We start from the raw sequence: 17,919 nt of genomic DNA, 5'->3' as shown, positions 1-17,919 counted from the left end.
ATCGACTTATACTTTCGACGATTAAGATTCATGTAAACTCATGCCTTGTTCAGCTTGTTGTTCCCATGTCTCTCCACCATCTTCAGTATAAAAAATATCACGTTCGAAAGTCGTTACCATAATGGTGTTCTCCGCTTGTGGGTTCTGGGCCAGATAACTGATGGCGTCTTCTTCGATCGATGGAGCAGGGATCTCTCTAACTACTTCGCCGGAGGCGTCTATGGCTTTGAGGGTTGTTTCTTCTTCCACACCCTCAGCAACAAGCAATTCGCCGGTGTGCGCATAGGTTAGAGCTGGCGCTGGCACACCACTTAGTACCTGCTCAAAGGAATCACCGGCATCATCAGATTGAAAGACCCCTTCCTCTGTGCTAAGAGCCACCCTATTTTCCTCATCAGGATGAGCTGCAATCGCAATCACGCTTCCGTTCACCCCGTCCACATCACGTGGTTCCCATTCCTGCCCCTCGTCGAGGGTTCGATGCAGACCCAGCTCATCCATTTCTGAATTAGGCTCCGGATTCATAGCATAGATGGCGTCTGTGTTGTAACTGGCCGACATGACATGAAAATCAACCTCCCCTTCGAGTGCGAGCAAATCAAGCGTTTCGCCCCCATCCGTGCTTTTTACAAGGCCAAACGGATTTTCATAATCCGACTGCATGTTTGGATGTCCACTGCTATAAAATCCTTCGGACGTCATGGTGAAGCCCATAAAGTCATGAAGCTCCCCCTCGCCACTCTCCACATTCTTCCATATCCCATCCTCATAGACACGCAACCCATCATGTGCGGGAATATAGGCCTGCTCCCCATCTTCTGTGAAGCCAAGCCCATGTATATGCGTAAATTCAACCTCCTCTTGAGCTTCGGTTTGACACCCACTCATGAGTACTCCGACTGCTGATAAACTTGCAAGATACAACACTAACGTTCTCATGTTTTTCTTCCTTTCCGTTTGCTTATGATTGAAATGATGATGTAGATCATCGCACCTACTAATAGAGGGATCCCCATCCAGAGACAGATTTGGAAAAGGAGCTGGAGATAAGAAGGAACATCCGCTGAAGCCGATATAACGCCGGACATAACCAAACAATGCAAGCCGATGGCGATTAACAACGAAGCAATCCACCAATCCCTTCTAGTCATTCATCGCCCTCCTTAGCTCCTGGAAAACGTAGCGTAAATGTCGTCCCTTTTCCGGGAACACTTTCCACTTGAATGCTTCCATATTGGAGTTCCGTCAATTGTTTCACGATGGCGAGCCCTAAACCGGTCCCCCCAAAATCACGTGATCTGGACTTTTCAGCCCGATAGAAACGCTCAAAAATGTAGGGGAGATCTTCAGTAGCGATACCCCTTCCCGTATCAGAAATTTTTACTTCGATGTTCCCGTCTTTCAAGGATCCCTCGATCCAAACATGCCCATTTTCCGTATAACTCACCGCGTTTTGAAGCAAATTTGTGAAGATCTGTTCTATACGAAAGCTATCAGCTACAATCGTTGGAAGTTTTGCTTCCATATCAACCTTTATGGTATTTTTCTTTTTCTTAGCATCGGTGGCCATTTTTGCTTTTGCTCGTTTGATAACGTCTCCGATATGAACAAGCTCAAGGTTCAAGGGAAAACGCTCTTCTTCCATTCGGGATAATTCAAATAAATCATGGATGAGTCGATTCATGCGGTGGGCTTCTTCATGAATAATATCGACAAACTGTTGTCTTTCGCTCTCATCCTGATAAAGCCCCTTTTTTAGTGCATCACAATACCCCTGGACATAAGACAGTGGCGTCCGTAATTCATGGGACACGTCCGAAAAAAAAGCTTGCCTGTTCGTCCGGTATCTTTTTAGTTCGCGCGCCAACTCATTCATAGAATGGGAGAGCGAACCCAACTCATCTTTCGTTTTCACAGGCACTTCCACATCTAGATCCCCCCTCGCCATTTGGTTTGCCGCTCTTTCCATCTCCTGCAGGGGCGTTGAAAATTCTCTGGAAGCAATAAACGTAAAACCAAAGGCAAGAAGAAGGGCACCAACCCCTGATAGAAACAACGCCTGCTGTACTTGAATGGCTGATTGATCCATGAGATCTGAAGGTGAAAAAATAAAGACTTCTCCAATATCGTCATTCTGCACTCGTTCCCCAGCATAAATATATTCTTGACGATCATTTGGGTCGATAAATCTTCCTGCCTCTCCCTGCGATGTGGAATAATCAGAGGGATGAAACCCACGGATCCCGGAATCTTCTACAACGTCTCCATTTGGATCAATAATGACCATCTTTCGTGCTGTCTCCCGATCCATCGATTGGACAAGAAGTTCGATGTCAGGATCATCTACTACAGCAAGGAGGGTTGCATATTGAGAAGCCATTTCATCCGTTTCTTCATATAAATGTACTTCATTATAATTGGTGAAAATTTGGACCATGACATACCCTAACGGAAGCAGTACGATGAGAAATAAAATCATAATCAATCCACCGAGCTTATAAAAAATCCTGTTCATCGGCTAATTTCCTTCCGTTGTATTAAATTTGTATCCCACTCCCCACACGGTCTTCATTGGATTAAATGGCAGACCAGCCTTTTTCAGTTTGGTTCGGATATTTTTGATATGGGTGTCAATCGTTCGAGGATCGTGCCATTCACGATCCAATGACCAAATCTTCTCGATGACATTTTCCCTTGTATACACGCGTTCCGGACGAGAGGCCATTAAATACAAAATCGCAAATTCTTTCGCGGTTAAATCGACGGATTGTCCCGCCACCTTAACCTCGTGTCGATCCGGTTGAATAAATAATGGGCCAGCTGTTATCTCTACTGGATCTTCGTTTAAGGGGTTGGATTTACGCCGGAGCAATGCTTTTACACGTGCGACGAGTTCCTCTGGGGCGAACGGTTTTACGAGATAATCATCCGCCCCTAGGTCAAGCCCTTTAACCCGATCTCCCACTTCTGTTCTCGCTGTTAACATCAAAATACCTATATTGAACCCTTCCATACGCAGGTGTTCACATACATCCCAACCGTCTGTCTGCGGCATCATAATATCTAAAATGATAGCATCGTAAGATTGATCGGTTGCCTTATGTATCGCTTCTATTCCGGAACTTGCTTCATCAAGTTCATAGCCTGCATTTGTCAAATAAAGACCAATCAACTGTCGCATTTTTCGCTCGTCATCCACAATAAGTATACGTTCGGCCACTTTTGCTCCTCCCATAAAGTGCTATATGTTATAGTTTATCTAGTGAATATGTAGTTGATGTGAAGAATAGGTATGTAAAATATGATCATTTTTTGACGAAAACACTGATGTAGAGTATCACCTCTCATTATAAAAAGAGACCCTGAAGGCGGATAGGAAACCGTCTCAGGGTCGAGGAAATTATGCAGCCGCCATCTCACGGCATACTTTTGCGCACCGGTGACAAGCTTCCGCACAATCTTGGCAATGCTGGTGGTGTTCGTGCTTTGCACACTCATCGCCACAAGCCTGACAGATGTCCGCGCATAATTCACAGATCTGCTTAGCAAAACGGCTGTTTGTTTGCATAGCTTGTACCGCAAATGCACAGATATCTGCACATTCTCGATCCAGTCTGATACATTCAGCCAGCATTTGTACGTTGTCTTCCTTCAGACACTCATCAAAACACCGATTGCACTGTTCCATGCATTCTAAACATGCTTGAATACACTCTTGATAATTCATTAATCTTGGTACCCCTTTCTTATGACACATAATTTGCATTCACTAGCTAGTGTGCGGTGTCCTTAATGGTTTATCCATTAAATATGTAGTTTTTATGAAGTTGGGAATACATTTTTGTTCTCTCTCATTGAAACGATAGTTACAAAAATGCCCTTATCGGATCATTCAACCTTAATAAAATGATCGGATAAGGGTTAATCAATTTTGTTTTCTATTTTTCGTCCAGCATAGGGGCCTTATCGTCTTTTTTATTCAACCTCTGAGAGCTCATCCTCTGTAACCCATTTATGATTTTCCACTTCTTCACCACCATCTGTAGGTGTGTAATCAATCATATAAACCGTTGTTTCTTCAGCCTCATCAATTGCAGCTGTGGCTCCTTCCATGCCATCCATATGATCGGCTTCTAATGTGACTTCTGTCCCCGGTTCAAATGTTTCTTCCCCGGCTTCTTCAATTTCTTCATGAACCACCCATTCATGATTTTCTACTCTTTCCCCGCCATTGGTTGGGTCGTAAGAAACAATGTAGGCAGTCGTATCATAAGCCCCTACGATGGTGGCTTTGGCACCTTCCATTTCCTCCATATGGCCGCCTTCCACCATTGCTTGGCTTCCCACTTCAAAAGTTGGATTCTCTTCTTCCCCTAAATCATCAGGAACTTCACCGGAACTGGAATGATCCATATCTTCGTGCATGTCATCGTCCATATCCATGCCATCCATATCGTCATGATCGGGCATCTCATCACCCATATCTTCCATATTACTATCCGAACCGGAATCCATATCCATCCCTTCATCTGGCATTTCCTCATCACCATTGCCACATGCAGCTAATGCAAAAGCTGTTACTAGCGAAACGGATCCTATCATGATTTTCTTCTTCATTCTATAATTCCTCCTTTTCATGAATAACGTACTAAAAAAATGTGTAGAAAATATGGAGCGATCGTTCATAGAGAAAAAAAGCACGGATTTTCATTAGATTTAAGTAAAAATCATTATTTATTCATAGATTCTACATTTTTTCCGTTTACAGTGTGACATAACCAATCAAAAGGGGGAAGAAGATTGAAAAAAGTATATATAGGAATGAGTACCATTTTTTTTGTGCTAGCTGGCTGTTCGGGTGAGGGGTTAGATGAGGGATCTACGGGATCTACCGAGAGTCAACAAGAGGGTAAAGGGAATGAAATGATGACTGAAGATGGTAAAGAAGTGTTTAATCTAGATGTTACCGAGACGCATTGGATGTTTGATGACGAAACCATGACAGATGCCTGGACTTATAATGGATCCGTACCTGGCGAGAAGATTCGTGTCCAAGAAGGGGATGAGGTTATATTAAATGTCCAAAACAATTTGGAAGAACCCACTGCCCTTCATCTACATGGCTTCCCCGTCCCTAACGCGATGGATGGCGTCCCTGGCGTTACTCAAAATGCGATCATGCCTGGGGAAGAGTTTACGTACGAGTACCAAGCAGATGTCCCTGGAACGTACTGGTATCACTCCCATCAAGACGGGTCAACCCAAGTCGATCAAGGTCTCTATGGGGTTTTCATTGTTGAACCTGAGGACCAGGAGTCTTATGATGTAGATGAAGTCATAGCGATTGATGAATTTGCTCCAATGGACATGGATATGGAAGACGACATGCACGAAGACATGGATCATAGTGACATGGAAAACGGAGATATGGAGGAGATGGATCATGCGGATATGATGAATGAGATGTATGATACAATGGTTATTAACGGTCAATCATCTTCGCAAATTGAATCCGTTGATGTTGAAGAGGGGGATAAAGTAAAGCTACGATTTGTGAATGCAGGATTGTTTACACAAATTGTCTCAATTCCCGAACACGCATTTAAAGTGACCCATTATGATGGCCAGCCTGTCAATGAACCTGAAATGATAAGTGATACGTCCTTCCAAATCGCCCCGGCTGAACGATATGATGTTGAAATTGAAATGGACAATCCAGGGGCGTGGGGTATACAAGTTTTTGCGGAAGAGAATCAGGAAAGATTAAATGCGTCCCTTCCTCTTATATATGACGGTTATGAAGATGAGGACCTACAAACAGGTGATACTCCTTCCTCTTCCTTGGATTTAACCACCTACGGAGAGGCGCAGAACATGAATGAATATGATATTAATAAGGAATACGACATGAACCTTGGAACCGATGATGGGGGGGATACGTTCACAATTAATGGAAAACAATTCCCTGATCATGAGATCTACGAGGTAGAAGAAGGAGATGTCGTAAAGGTAACCATTGAAAATGATACGGAGGACGACCATCCAATGCACTTACATGGGGAGTTCTTTGACGTTATTTCGAAGGATGGAGAACCACTTCAAGGATCTTCGGTCACCAAAGATACGTTAAACGTACGCCCAGGTGAGACTTATGAAATTGTATTTGAAGCTCAAAACCCTGGAAATTGGATGTTCCATTGCCACGAGTTTCACCATGCAAGTGACGGAATGGTCGCTGAAGTGCAGTATGAAGGATTTGAGCCAGCCTTTACGCCTGATCCAAATGTTCCGAATCAACCTGAATAATATTAAAATAGGGGCTTCTTCGAGAAGTCTCTTTTCTTTTGTCATTTGACTAAAGGAATATGGATGTACAAAGATGCCCCGTTTTTGAAGTTTATCTACTTCACTCTTTCTCCATATTTTTTTCTTAAAATCCAACTAGATCTTTCGAAAACGTAGATACTTGGAAAGAAGGTTCTCATTTGGGATCGGTGAAGAATGAAGATCAGGGTAATAGAATTGAGATTTTAGATCAACTGCGTGGATTAGCTTTATTAGCTATTTTTTTAGTGAATATTTCTGGATTGGCTTCCATAGAGACGGAAAACCAATCTTCTATCAATGAATCACTCGATGCTTTGATGTCAATTTTACTGGAAGATAGCGCCAGGCCATTATTTGCATTTATGTTCGGAATCAGTCTTATTCTTATTTATGAAAGACTAAGCAAAAAAAATTTGAATCCATTCCCAACGTTATTCCGCAGATTGCTACTACTATTTATAATCGGGGCTCTCCATGGGTATTACATTTGGGCGGGCGACATCTTGCTTATGTATGCCATGGCTGGTTATGTACTTCTTTTTTTTATTAAGTTTCCAGCGAAGTGGTTGCTTACAATGGCTTTGTTTTCTTGGGTGGGATATACGATTGGAATGGATTTGCTAAATTATTATTTCCCCCATTCGCTTTCTCTAGACGAGTGGCTCAAGGACTTGCTGCTTGGACCGGGAGAATCTCCCACGGGGTCCGAATATCTCATTAATGAATTTTCTTCTATGGTAGAGCATTTGAGCTTTTTCTTATTTGGGATGTACACTTATCGTAAGGATTTACTTTCACAAGCAGTAGCACGGAGAAAGCGAATGTGGCTCCTATCTTTGGTTTTCCTTACTGTTGGTGTTTCCGGCAAAACGGCCCTTTATTATGAGGTTGATGCCCTTGTCATCACGCCTCTGGAAAGTTTTTATCCGTTTGTCGTAACCGTTGGAATCTTAATGGGCATTATTCTTTTAGGAACGAGCAGAACGACGACCCTATCAAATGCCTTGTTGCCATTTTCTACTGTTGGAAAAATGGCTTTCACCAATTACCTTTTGCAGTCGCTGGTATTCGTAAGTCTTTTTATGCACAGCGGGAGAACAATTTTTGAAAGGGTCGGAATTTGGATGGAACCAAGCTATATATTCGCCCTTTTTATAGGTATCATTTTATTTGTCGTACAAATGATTTTCAGCCACCTTTGGCTAAAAACATTTTACTATGGCCCTTTTGAATGGTTTTGGAGAATGGGGACATATGGAAAGAAGGTTCCCTTAAGGAGGAAAACATAAATTTATATTCAAAACATGGCCTCCTGTCTAACATGAGGAAATCAACCAAAATGGATTACGTTCATTTCAAGTTAATAATTTCTGCTTTCACATGGAAGCATGGTTCTTCAACAATTCTTTCATCTACTGGTGTGGCCAGACGATCAAAATGAAGTAATACTCTTGGGCATCTGCTTTACCTAGTATGATATAGCCCCAAGCATTTAGAAAGCCTCTTGCTATAACAGCGAGAGGGCTTCTAACTGTGGAAGTAGCAGCAAAACGCGGGAATTGTAGGCTGGGGCTAATGAAGAGGAGGAGAGGAACAGCCCCAAGTCTAACGTTCAAGTTCCTCGTAGATATATTCTTGTATAACTTCAGCAACTGCGTCGGCACTGCGATAGACTTCTTCAAACGTGTTGTCCACCCCTCCAAATTCGATGGTCATCGAATTCGGTGATAAATCCTGATTATAAACTCCATCCACGCCAGCACCTCCGGAGGTCATGACTCCTCTGCTTAATCCCGGCCACCTTTCCTCCAGGCGGTGATGGATTTCTGTCGCCATTTCCAAGTTTTGTTCATAATCCGGATGGTCTTCCCCGATAACAAAAAATGTTCGAGCATAAACTTCCTCATTGATTGTCGCTGTAGAATGTTCTCGTTCTACAGAGTCCCGGTGAAGATCAAAGAAAAATTCAAGTTCATCATGTTTTTCTATGTCTTCCTCAAGAATCTCGCGAGACATCTCATATGATTGGCTGTAATCCCATCCTCGCTCATTTAATTTCTGTTGAATGTCATGATCAGAGACTTCTACAGGAAGTCCGTATTCGCGAAATTGATCGGCTAGATAGTTGCCAACCTGAACAATATTAATTTCTTGGTTGTTTGGATCGTCTCCCTCGATTTCGGGCAAAAAAGATTCACGGCTATGTGAATGTAAGAGATGAATGATCGGTTCCTCATCAGCAATCTCAGGGGGATCATCGTCTACTGTCCCCTCCCTTTCACCTCCATCAGTTTCGGGTTGTTCATATTGATGTTCCTCGGAAGGAGGGGGAGATTCCATAGCCATATTTGTAAAGTCAGTTCCTTGCCCAGCAATTACAAGCGTATTGTCAAAACCTGAGAAACCGGGAATCTCTCTTCCCAAAAATGTGCGTGGATCATTCAAGTTCATATTCGTGGCAAGCTCTATAACTGTTGTGGTCAAACTGGGGGTAGAAGTATCTTGCATTGCATCTAGATAATACCGGTTTTCAACCCCTAATAAATGAATAAACCAATCACTTTGTGCCTCTTTCGTCCAATCGTGAAGGACTGATGAAGAAAAGCGATGAGTATTATCCGCAGTCGTTAGCATAGCAATAAAAAGAAAGGTCCCAACGATCAAAGCGACGGCTACCATAAAGATTGACTGAACATTCGATTTCGATACTGTGAAGGCATGTGAATAGTGATTTGGTCTGCGCAAGGGCCTGTCCCTCCTTACGCTACCATTCTATTGAGAATATGCTTTTACTAGAACGTGTCTAATGGTCCATTTTGGGGCGGACATCGCCGAAATTATAGAAGTTTTCAGATATTTAATCATTCGTTGACAATATGCCTGCAATTGTTTGGGAAAGATATGGGTGAATAAACCTTGAGGATTTCTCAAGAACGAGTACATTTCAAGTATTCCCCATACCTTTAGCTTCGTTTCTCCAAGGGGTCCAGGGGAATAGCCAGCGTATCCCCCGCGCAAAATGATAGAGGTATTAAGCCATTCCTGTGCCGATCATTATGATCGGCACAGGAATGGCTATATTCATAGATTATAATACATTTGTTGAAATGATTTTAGCGCATGTATCTGCTCTTGAATCGAGGCATTTGGAGCATAATCCCACCCTTTTGATTCAATAAAATCACTATATCTGCTTTGTAACCCAAATTGTTGTAGAGCCATTTGTAAATGAATATTCCTTACATTCTGTGCGTTCATACTTAAGGAAGAGTTAAAATTATCTTGAGCCATTGTCATTGCTGTATTACGTGCCTCAAAGGCAATATTTTGTTCATTCATATAAGAAAAGCTTTGTTTACATGGAATGTCGATAGGTTGCAGTTGATGTAACGCTGATACATCGACTTCCTCATTTCGTTCAGGATCCATCAACATTAGCATCACATCTGCGTGGTTACGCATAATTAAAACCTGCTCATAAATAATTTGCTGTAATTGTGGATTTTTCGCTAGGCAATAATAGGACTTTAATTTTCTAATAACATCCTGGTGTATATTCAAATGTTCAGATATTAAACCTAAATCAATCGATGTTAAAATCATTACTTGGCCCTCCTATCAATAAGTGATGACACTATGTCATTTATTTATGCTTGTTAATTAGGGAAAGTGACCATTTCAGAAAAATAGACATCAATTACTATATTCCGTCAAGAAGTAAAAATAATAGGGCATGGATCAGATTAGGGTGGGGTTCAAACATTTAGTTACCTATCACTCGGGTCGCCATATCGTGTTTCAAACATGAAAGGGCTGCCTCATAAGGTCATTCACCATTGGGACAGCCCTTTCGGTATCAGATTTAAAAAGGTTACAATCGAACGGTAGGGGTGTTGTCATGGACGCCTGGTTCTTGCAGAAATACCGTATGACATTCTTCTCAAGAACAAGATATTTCAAGCATTTTTCGATAAAGTGATAATCATTGATGAAGAACTTGAGAGCGCCCACTATGTCTTCAATCCCAGTTAATCTGATCCTTCTGTGTTATTGGAGGACATGAATTCCTGACAAGCATTCATCATCTTTTCACCCTCTGGGGAATTCATAGCATCCATCATCTCATTCATGCCATTTTCCATCATCATTCTATCCATCATACCGCCTTCACTTTGATCTCCAGCTGCCCATGTAATACCGATCGGACTTGCCACCAATAAAGCAGTAATAGCAAGTGATGGAATGAGTAAGAACTTTTTGTTTTTCATGCAGACTCCCTCCTTTAATCATCGACCTCAACATAAAAAATACCAAAAAATATGTAGAATCTTTGAAGACGCCAATGTGAAAGCAAAACGTATGTTCAGAAAATATATGGCTATCATCATCACGTTTATAAAGGTATACCTTTAAGGATAGGAAGTACACATCGATAAAATTGCATCACATCAAGTTTATAAATGTTATCCAAAATTTTTATAAACGTTTATAATTATCATTTACCTTTATAAACAAAAATCTTATAATAAATGATATAACAATGCCAATGGGGGTAGCGAATATGGTAGTTACATATGGGTACATACGAGTGAGTTCTAAAGATCAGAATGAACAGCGCCAGTTAAACAAAATGTTGGAAAGGGACGTTGAGGCACGACGCATTTTTGTTGACCGAGCGAGTGGGAAAAATTTCGAACGCCCCCAATACCAATTACTGCGCAAGGTTCTTAATGAAGAAGATATCATCTATATGGATGCGCTTGATCGTTTGGGACGTAACTATGATGAGGTCATTACGGAATGGAAATATATAACCAGAGAATTGAAAGCAGATATAGTCGTATTAGAAAATGAATCTTTATTTGACAGCCGTAAGTTCCGAGAAATGGGTGATATGGGACAATTAATGGAAGATCAATTTTTATCTTTGCTTTCATATGTTGCAGACCAAGAACGGAAGAAAATCCGTCAAAGACAAGCTGAAGGGATCGAAGTAGCTAAATCTCAAGGGAAACATTTAGGGCGTCCTTCAATCAATCTTTCTAATATAAGCAAGAGACAGCTACATGTTATAGAAGATAATTATCCAAAATGGAGAAACGGAGAAATAACCGGTGCTTGGTTTATGGAGGTATTAGAACTAAAGAAAAACACATTTTATAAAATCATGAAGGAATATAAAGAAGCAAACACCTGTTTTGGATAAAAAATTGATCAAAACAAGCTCTCAAGAATTACTCCGAAGTAGCTTTGTAAAAAAGTTTGATCATTTTCTGCTTGTGATATACAACAATCGCGACCGATCGTATTGTTGCACAGTGAGGACTTTTCAAATGAGCTTCTTTCATCTTCGCTAATAGCACTTTATAAAAGGGAAATTAAAGTGTTGAATGTGCCATTCGCATACATAATATATAAACCTAACCCTATGAACACGATCGGAACAATCCAACGTTCATACTTCTCAATTTTCTCCGAAATGTCATGATTTTACACCAATCAATTGAACAAACATCCAACTTCCTATGATGATCATCGCAAACATTAAATTCTTCTTGTTTGCCTGACCTGTTGCATGATGGTGAGACATTCCAGTACTCCCTTTCGATTTGTTAACTCAAAAGAGCTTGAAATTTATAAGGCCCCATGACTTAAATAAGCACCCACTCAACTCCCGCCGAATACAAACAACGTTATAGTGTAAATTAGAATTACACTACCTCCTCGAATATATACGCGCACACTAAACACATGAGATATCGACGTTTTCTCTTTGGGGTGTTTTCAGCAAACAAAAAAATGTCGCAGCCCAATTTGTGTTTAATATCATAATCATTCAATGTTTTACATGAAAATTAGGGCGTTAAGAACTTCCCTAACGCCCATCGTTTTATTCTTTTACCCGCAACAAACGTAGTCCATTTGCTGTCACAAGGAGCGTCGCCCCTAAATCCGCTAAGATCGCAATCCAAAGGGTTAACCATCCTGGTACCACTAATAAAAGCGCCAAGAACTTAATACCCAGAGAAAAACTGATGTTTTGTTTAATAATGCGCAACGCTCGGCGACTCAGTTTCATCGTATAGGGGAGTTTCTGTAAATCGTCCCCCATCAAGGCAACGTCGGCGGTTTCTAATGCGGTATCAGTACCCGCTCCCCCCATAGCTATGCCTACATTGGACGCAGCCAAGGCAGGGGCATCATTAACGCCATCTCCAACCATAGCTACTTTTCGATACTTTTCTCTAAATGCTTTAACATATGATAATTTATCTTCCGGTAAAAGGTTGGCTTGAACATCGGTCACACCCACTTGCTTACCAATGGCAGACGCCGTGTCTTGATGATCACCCGTCAGCATAATTGTTTGGTCAATACCGATGTCATGGAGTTTCGAGATGACTTCTTGGCTCGTGTCACGAACTTCATCAGCAACGGCAATCAAAGCTAATACAGACTGATCCGTCCCAACAAACATTCCTGTCTTCCCTTGCTTTTGAAGGCCTTCAAGGGAATGACGAATGTCCGGATCAATGACATATCCCAGCACATCTTCCCATAAACTTAGGTTCCCAACGTAGTACGTCGTCCCATCGATCGTACCTTTGATCCCTTTTCCTGTGATCGAAGTAAAATCATGAACCTCATGATGGTGGTAAGAAATGTTCGCTTGCTTGGCTTGATCGACGATGGCCGAAGCTAAAGGATGTTGGGATCGTGACTCTAACGCAGTGACTTTGGCTAATAGCTTATCTTCATTTCCCGGGTGAAAAAGGGAAAAATCCGTAACGACCGGAACCCCTTTGGTTAAGGTTCCTGTTTTATCAAAAGCGATCGCTTTTAACGACCCGGCTTCTTCTAAATAAGCGCCACCTTTAATTAAAACGCCATTCTTAGCCGCATTGCCAATGGCTGTAACGATGGAAACCGGGGTTGAAATCACAAGTGCACACGGACAAGCCACGACCAAAACAGCAAGCCCTTGATAAATCCATGCTTCCCAAGATGCTCCCATCACCAATGGCGGCAAAACTGCCACAAGCATAGCTAAAACCATAACGGCAGGTGTATAATACTTCGCAAATCGATCCACAAAAGCTTGGGCCGGCGCACGCTCCGCTTGTGCTTCTTCCACGAGATGGATCACTTTTGAAATGGTCGTATCTTCGACATGCTTGGTGACACGAACTTCCAGGAATCCTTCTTCATTCAATGTCCCCGCAAAAACCTCATCATCGAGTTTTTTTTCGACAGGAATAGACTCGCCGGTAACAGCTGCCTGATTTATCGAGGAATGACCGGATACAACAACGCCATCCATGGCCGCTTTTTGCCCCGGTTTGACAATCATGATGTCCCCAATCGCAATGTCGTCGACATGGATTTTCATCTCTTGCCCGTTTCGTTTAATAAGCGCTTCCTTGGGGGCAATATCCATGAGCGAACGAATGGATTGTCTAGCTCGATCCATGGAGAATCCCTCGAGTTCTTCACTAATGGCAAAAAGAATGACCACAAGGGCTCCTTCCGCCCATTCTCCGATAATGGCCGCCCCGATGACAGCCACAGTCATTAGCGTCTTCATATCAAATCGCAGGCGCATTAAATTCATAAGCCCAGTCTTAAAGAGTGTATAGCCCCCAACGACCATTGAAGTGGCATAAGCAAGCCAAGTGAGGAGGTTATCTCCACCATTGATGACTTGAGAGGCCACTCCAAAACCAAAAAAGAGGATGGCTAATATTACGGTTTGATATTTTTGGAAAAAGGATGGCTGACGGGTTGATTCCGATTCATCAGGTGCATGTTCTGATTGGACTTTCAAATTTTCAAAGGAACCGGCCTTCTCCAATTCCTCCTTCGTTGTGGAGCCGTAAACAGTGATCTTTGAAGCCCCAAAATTCACCTTTGCATCGTTCACCCCATCTAATCGTTGAACATTCTTTTCAAACGTATTGGCACAATTGGCACACGAAAAGCCTTGGACGCGGTAATCAGTTTTTTCGGTATGATCAGCCACGATGGACCTCCTCCCGGCCATGCGCCATAGCCGTTGCGATGAGTTCTGTGACATGGTGATCATCTAAGGAATAAAATACTAATTTCCCTTTCTTGCGGCTTTTCGCAATGCGTAAGTTTCTGAGGTGACGGAGATGATGAGAAGCCGTGGCCGTCGTTGTTCCGATAATATGGGCTACATCACAAACGCAGAGTTCAGTCTCTTGCGTTAATGTATAAGCTATTTTTAATCGTGTCTCATCAGATAACGCTTTAAAGATATCCCCTGTGAATGTAAAGGTTTCGGATTCGATGAGGGGAGATAATCGTTGAACCTTTTCTTCGTCATAACAAAAAACCTCACATTGATCTTGTTTTTCTTTCGTTTTCATATCCTTCACCTACATTCTAATAATCATTTGATTATAATACTATGCTTCATTTCATTAATTGTCAATTAATATTTGTATAACATCCCATATGAACAACATGACCAACTTACATATATACAAAAGAATCGACTGCCTCAGGATGAAGCAGCCGGATCAACCATTTCCATATAGTCTTGGACATTTTCTTCTGTCATTCCTCCAATATGCTCCAAGATCACCTCGCCATCCTCATTGATGAGGTAAGTGGCTGGAAGTTGACTGACCCCACAAGTACCATTATCAATTTTGTTTGGATGCCATTACTAGCATGGGGCCTTGGTGCTATTTTCCTCGCCGACTATCCTGCATTATGGTTAGGATGTATCATGTTCATGGTGACGCCATGTACAGACTGGTATTTAGTATTTACAAAAATCGTTAAAGGCAACATGTCATTATCGACCTCTGTATTACCCATCAATTTAATTCTGCAAGTGTTATTGATACCCGTGTATCTGTTTATCTTTGTAGGTACTATGGAATCTGTTTCCCTTTCAACCGTTATCGAAAGTGTAGTATTGGTTTTAGTCGTACCATTTGCAATCGCTCAATTATCGCGTTATTTATTAAAGAACAAGAAAAAACATTTTTAAACGATAAACTGATTCCCTTTTTCTCTTCGGCCCAAATTATTTTTTTGGCATTAGCTATTACAGTAATGTTTGCTTCAGAAGGATCTTATTTAATGAACAATCTAGAGGTCATTTTAATATTATTGATTCCAGTCGTGCTATTTTTTGTCATTAACGTTGTTGTCGCACAAACTGTTGGAAAAGCACTGAACTTTTCTTATGAAGATACAGTGAGTCTAAGTCTAACCATAATTGCACGGAATTCCCCTATTGCTTTAGCGATCGTAATAGCAGCCTTTCCAGATCAACCACTCATTGCATTAGTCTTAGTCATTGGACCTCTCATTGAGCTGCCTATATTAGCTATTGTATCTCGAATCTTACTTTCATTCAGAGGGAAAAGAAGGAAATAAAGCAACCAATCCAAAGAGAGCTGTTTTTAAAGTTCTTTTTACTTTGCGATAATGTCTCTTAGTTTGCAGTCGTATTCCAGAATATGGCCTTTCCCAAAAGACCAGTGATATAAATTAACCTGCGCAACAAGATAATTTCGACACGTCATTATCAAACGCTAAGGCTGCGAGTTTCAATCCTTCAGCCATTGTTAAATAAGGCGCAAAGCTGTTTGTTAGGTCTTCAATAGTCAATCCAAATTGCACCGCCAAGGTCGCCCCATAAATGACATCACCTGCATTTTCGCTAACGATGTGCGCTCCAATCAATTTACGATTTTGGGCGTCAACGACCAGTTTATAAACCCCAGTTGTTTCGTAATTGACTAGGGCTCGTGGCACAGCGTCCAACGGAAGGACCGATGTTTTGACATCATAACCTTGTTCTTTTGCCTGTAGTTCTGTCAAGCCGACTGTAGCCATCGATGGGTTGGTAAAGGTGACACCGGGAACAAAGCGAGGGTCAATTTTGCGTTTCGTCAGGCCGAGCGCATTACTTGCCACAATTTCACCTTCATAAGCCGCAACGTAAACGAATTGTGGACCGAGAGTAACATCACCCGCGGCATATATTCGGTTAATGCTCGTTTGCAAATATTCGTTGGTCAACACTTCGCCTTTTTTGCCCGTTTTCACGCCTGTTGCTTCAAGATTTAAAGCCTTTGTGTTAGGCTTTCTTCCTGTTGCTATAAGGATTTGATCGGCTTCGATTACTTGTTCTTCACCGTTCACTTCAATATAAACGTTTTTCCTATTACCCTTTTGCTCTACTCTTAGATAAGTGGCTCCGGTGATCAGATTAAGTCCTTGCTCAGTTAAGGCTTCACCGATGGCTTCCGAAATTTCAGGATCATACATTTTAAATAGACGATCGCTTCTTTGCATAAGGGTGACTTCCGTTCCTAGATTGTGAAACATTTGGCCCAATTCCGTGGCGACATACCCAGAACCGATCACTGCCAAGCGTTTTGGCATCTCTTTTAATTCAAGTGCGGTTGTACTTGTTAAATAATCCACCTCACCCATCCTAGGGATGTCCGGAATGGCCGGAGGGGCCCCCGTTGCAATTAAAAAGCTTTTAGCTGTGATGCTTTGCCCATTCACTTGTATTGTCTTATCGTCTATAAATTCGGCTTCACCACGAATAAGGTTAAATCCATATTCATCAATCAGATCTATATATTTTTCTTGACGCATTTGATTAACCAATTCATCTTTTTGTTCGGTCAATTGGGCAGGTCAACCGGACCGGCACTCGTTTGAACCCCGTTAAATGGAGTGTTTTGGGCAACACCGTTGATTTCACCGGCACGAAGCATGGTTTTTGACGGTACACAACCGATGTTAACGCATGTTCCCCCGACTGTGCTTCGTTCCACCATGGCAACCTTCTCACCGTTTTCGCTAGCTTTGATGGCCGCAGAAAATGCCGCACCTCCCGAACCGATAATCAAAAAATCGTAATCTTCGTCATCACCTAAAATAGGTTTTTCCTGCGATTGTAAGATTTCAGCTTGTCCAGGTTGGTATTTGGCTTCATCAATGGCTTTTTTGGCCGTTTCAATTTCCACATTTTCGGGGAGTTCAAAGGTGACATCTCCTCGACGATAGTTGGCATCAATATGTTCCGCTCCGATTTTTTCAAGGGATACTGCAATATGTTCTTCACAGCCTGTACAGGTCATTCCCTGAATGTTTATACGAATATGATTCAATGTTTTTTCCACCTTTCTCAAAAATGTTTTCGTGCAGCTCGTACCACCTTATTTTTGCTCTCTAGTCCATATTCTACTTTTTCAAACGCTTGTCGGATTTCATTGTAATTGTAAAGCAGTTAAAAAATGCTTGCCATGGAAATACAGTTTTATCGGATGCTCCAGAGACTTTTCGATCTCCATTATTCCACTATAACCCTTTTCCGAGAGTGGGCTCAATTATTCCATTTGCACCCATTCGTATTATGGAAGGCCATCTTAAGTTTAGTATAGGGGGTAGCCATTTTCCAATGTAGGCATAACTCCATATTACTGTTCAGGATTTCCATTCTTAAAAAGGCGCAATCCTTATTTAATGGAAAGCGCCTGTGAAGTACGATGCTGCAGATTAAAAACCGTAAATAGTAAATATGCACGCATTGTT

14 protein-coding genes and 3 pseudogenes are annotated in these 17,919 nt (G+C 41.7%); 4 read left to right on the top strand and 13 right to left on the bottom strand.

Features of this window, described 5'->3' with window-relative positions; genetic code table 11:
• Positions 1 to 21 precede the first annotated feature (21 nt).
• The 6 genes from DT065_RS12875 to DT065_RS12850 form a co-directional block, all read right to left on the bottom strand.
• Positions 22 to 939, bottom strand: a complete 918-nt coding sequence (locus DT065_RS12875; protein ID WP_114374071.1) for a F510_1955 family glycosylhydrolase — start codon at positions 937 to 939, stop codon at positions 22 to 24.
• On the bottom strand, positions 936 to 1,151 hold the full coding sequence (locus DT065_RS12870) for a hypothetical protein (RefSeq protein ID WP_114374069.1): 216 nt from the start codon (positions 1,149 to 1,151) through the stop codon (positions 936 to 938). Before DT065_RS12870 ends, DT065_RS12875 begins: the two co-directional genes overlap by 4 nt.
• Positions 1,148 to 2,515: a sensor histidine kinase gene (locus tag DT065_RS12865; RefSeq protein ID WP_114374067.1), complete on the bottom strand. Its 1,368-nt coding sequence runs from the start codon at positions 2,513 to 2,515 to the stop codon at positions 1,148 to 1,150. The genes DT065_RS12870 and DT065_RS12865 overlap by 4 nt, the downstream gene beginning before the upstream one ends.
• Positions 2,516 to 2,518: 3 nt before the next feature.
• Positions 2,519 to 3,220, bottom strand: a complete 702-nt coding sequence (locus DT065_RS12860; RefSeq protein ID WP_227002595.1) for a response regulator transcription factor — start codon at positions 3,218 to 3,220, stop codon at positions 2,519 to 2,521.
• 180 nt (positions 3,221 to 3,400) lie between these two features.
• Complete coding sequence (locus DT065_RS12855) at positions 3,401 to 3,727, bottom strand: four-helix bundle copper-binding protein (RefSeq protein ID WP_114374063.1); 327 nt, start codon at positions 3,725 to 3,727, stop codon at positions 3,401 to 3,403.
• Positions 3,728 to 3,975: 248 nt separating this feature from the next.
• Entirely contained in the window at positions 3,976 to 4,617 is a 642-nt protein-coding gene (locus DT065_RS12850) for a YdhK family protein (protein ID WP_114374061.1), read from the bottom strand.
• Positions 4,618 to 4,800: 183 nt separating this feature from the next.
• On the opposite strand from DT065_RS12850, the gene DT065_RS12845 reads away from it, so the two are divergent.
• On the top strand, positions 4,801 to 6,306 hold the full coding sequence (locus DT065_RS12845; protein WP_114374059.1) for a multicopper oxidase family protein: 1,506 nt from the start codon (positions 4,801 to 4,803) through the stop codon (positions 6,304 to 6,306).
• 188 nt (positions 6,307 to 6,494) lie between these two features.
• On the top strand, positions 6,495 to 7,616 hold the full coding sequence (locus DT065_RS12840; protein WP_227002815.1) for a DUF418 domain-containing protein: 1,122 nt from the start codon (positions 6,495 to 6,497) through the stop codon (positions 7,614 to 7,616).
• Between the two features lie 316 nt (positions 7,617 to 7,932).
• On the opposite strand, the gene DT065_RS12835 is transcribed toward DT065_RS12840, so the two are convergent.
• The 3 genes from DT065_RS12835 to DT065_RS12820 form a co-directional block, all read right to left on the bottom strand.
• Complete coding sequence (locus tag DT065_RS12835) at positions 7,933 to 9,072, bottom strand: stage II sporulation protein P (RefSeq protein ID WP_114374055.1); 1,140 nt, start codon at positions 9,070 to 9,072, stop codon at positions 7,933 to 7,935.
• Positions 9,073 to 9,408: 336 nt separating this feature from the next.
• Positions 9,409 to 9,930 (bottom strand): spore coat protein, encoded by a 522-nt coding sequence (locus DT065_RS12830; protein WP_114374053.1) that lies wholly within the window; start codon positions 9,928 to 9,930, stop codon positions 9,409 to 9,411.
• A gap of 425 nt (positions 9,931 to 10,355) precedes the next feature.
• A complete protein-coding gene (locus DT065_RS12820) occupies positions 10,356 to 10,595 on the bottom strand; it encodes a hypothetical protein (protein ID WP_114374049.1) in 240 nt (79 codons plus the stop codon).
• A gap of 293 nt (positions 10,596 to 10,888) precedes the next feature.
• Here DT065_RS12820 and DT065_RS12815 point away from each other — a divergent pair, with 293 nt between their 5' ends.
• The gene (locus tag DT065_RS12815) at positions 10,889 to 11,533 is read left to right on the top strand and encodes a recombinase family protein (RefSeq protein WP_114374047.1); all 645 of its coding nucleotides are present in this window, start codon (positions 10,889 to 10,891) and stop codon (positions 11,531 to 11,533) included.
• A 158-nt stretch (positions 11,534 to 11,691) separates the two neighbouring features.
• Here DT065_RS12815 and DT065_RS12810 read toward each other — a convergent pair.
• From DT065_RS12810 to DT065_RS12795, 3 genes and pseudogenes are all read right to left on the bottom strand, one after another.
• Positions 11,692 to 11,808 (bottom strand): annotated as a pseudogene (locus DT065_RS12810) (cadmium resistance transporter); the annotation flags it as partial.
• Between the two features lie 409 nt (positions 11,809 to 12,217).
• Positions 12,218 to 14,368, bottom strand: coding sequence for a heavy metal translocating P-type ATPase (locus tag DT065_RS12800; RefSeq protein WP_114374045.1), 2,151 nt, complete (start codon positions 14,366 to 14,368; stop codon positions 12,218 to 12,220).
• Complete coding sequence (locus DT065_RS12795) at positions 14,340 to 14,717, bottom strand: ArsR/SmtB family transcription factor (protein WP_114374043.1); 378 nt, start codon at positions 14,715 to 14,717, stop codon at positions 14,340 to 14,342. The genes DT065_RS12800 and DT065_RS12795 overlap by 29 nt, the downstream gene beginning before the upstream one ends.
• Before the next feature lie 266 nt (positions 14,718 to 14,983).
• Between DT065_RS12795 and DT065_RS12790 the strand changes: the two are divergent.
• Positions 14,984 to 15,741, top strand: a pseudogene (locus DT065_RS12790) (arsenic resistance protein); the annotation flags it as partial.
• A gap of 114 nt (positions 15,742 to 15,855) precedes the next feature.
• Here the strand turns inward: DT065_RS12790 and merA are convergent.
• Positions 15,856 to 17,495, bottom strand: a pseudogene (gene merA, locus DT065_RS12785) (mercury(II) reductase).
• Positions 17,496 to 17,919 lie beyond the last annotated feature (424 nt).

Origin of the sequence: Salicibibacter kimchii, assembly GCF_003336365.1 — a bacterium.
In the GTDB taxonomy this organism is placed as follows: domain Bacteria; phylum Bacillota; class Bacilli; order Bacillales; family Marinococcaceae; genus Salicibibacter; species Salicibibacter kimchii.
This window is presented reverse-complemented; position numbering and strand designations above follow the sequence as displayed.

Coding starts and splice junctions, on each gene's coding strand:
- DT065_RS12795 (WP_114374043.1), bottom strand. CDS start 14,717: ATGAAAACGAAAGAAAAACAAGATCAATGTGAGGTTTTTTGTTATGAC.
- DT065_RS12855 (WP_114374063.1), bottom strand. CDS start 3,727: ATGAATTATCAAGAGTGTATTCAAGCATGTTTAGAATGCATGGAACAG.
- DT065_RS12850 (WP_114374061.1), bottom strand. CDS start 4,617: ATGAAGAAGAAAATCATGATAGGATCCGTTTCGCTAGTAACAGCTTTT.
- DT065_RS12820 (WP_114374049.1), bottom strand. CDS start 10,595: ATGAAAAACAAAAAGTTCTTACTCATTCCATCACTTGCTATTACTGCT.
- DT065_RS12870 (WP_114374069.1), bottom strand. CDS start 1,151: ATGACTAGAAGGGATTGGTGGATTGCTTCGTTGTTAATCGCCATCGGC.
- DT065_RS12800 (WP_114374045.1), bottom strand. CDS start 14,368: ATGGCCGGGAGGAGGTCCATCGTGGCTGATCATACCGAAAAAACTGAT.
- DT065_RS12830 (WP_114374053.1), bottom strand. CDS start 9,930: ATGATTTTAACATCGATTGATTTAGGTTTAATATCTGAACATTTGAAT.
- DT065_RS12865 (WP_114374067.1), bottom strand. CDS start 2,515: ATGAACAGGATTTTTTATAAGCTCGGTGGATTGATTATGATTTTATTT.
- DT065_RS12815 (WP_114374047.1), top strand. CDS start 10,889: ATGGTAGTTACATATGGGTACATACGAGTGAGTTCTAAAGATCAGAAT.
- DT065_RS12875 (WP_114374071.1), bottom strand. CDS start 939: ATGAGAACGTTAGTGTTGTATCTTGCAAGTTTATCAGCAGTCGGAGTA.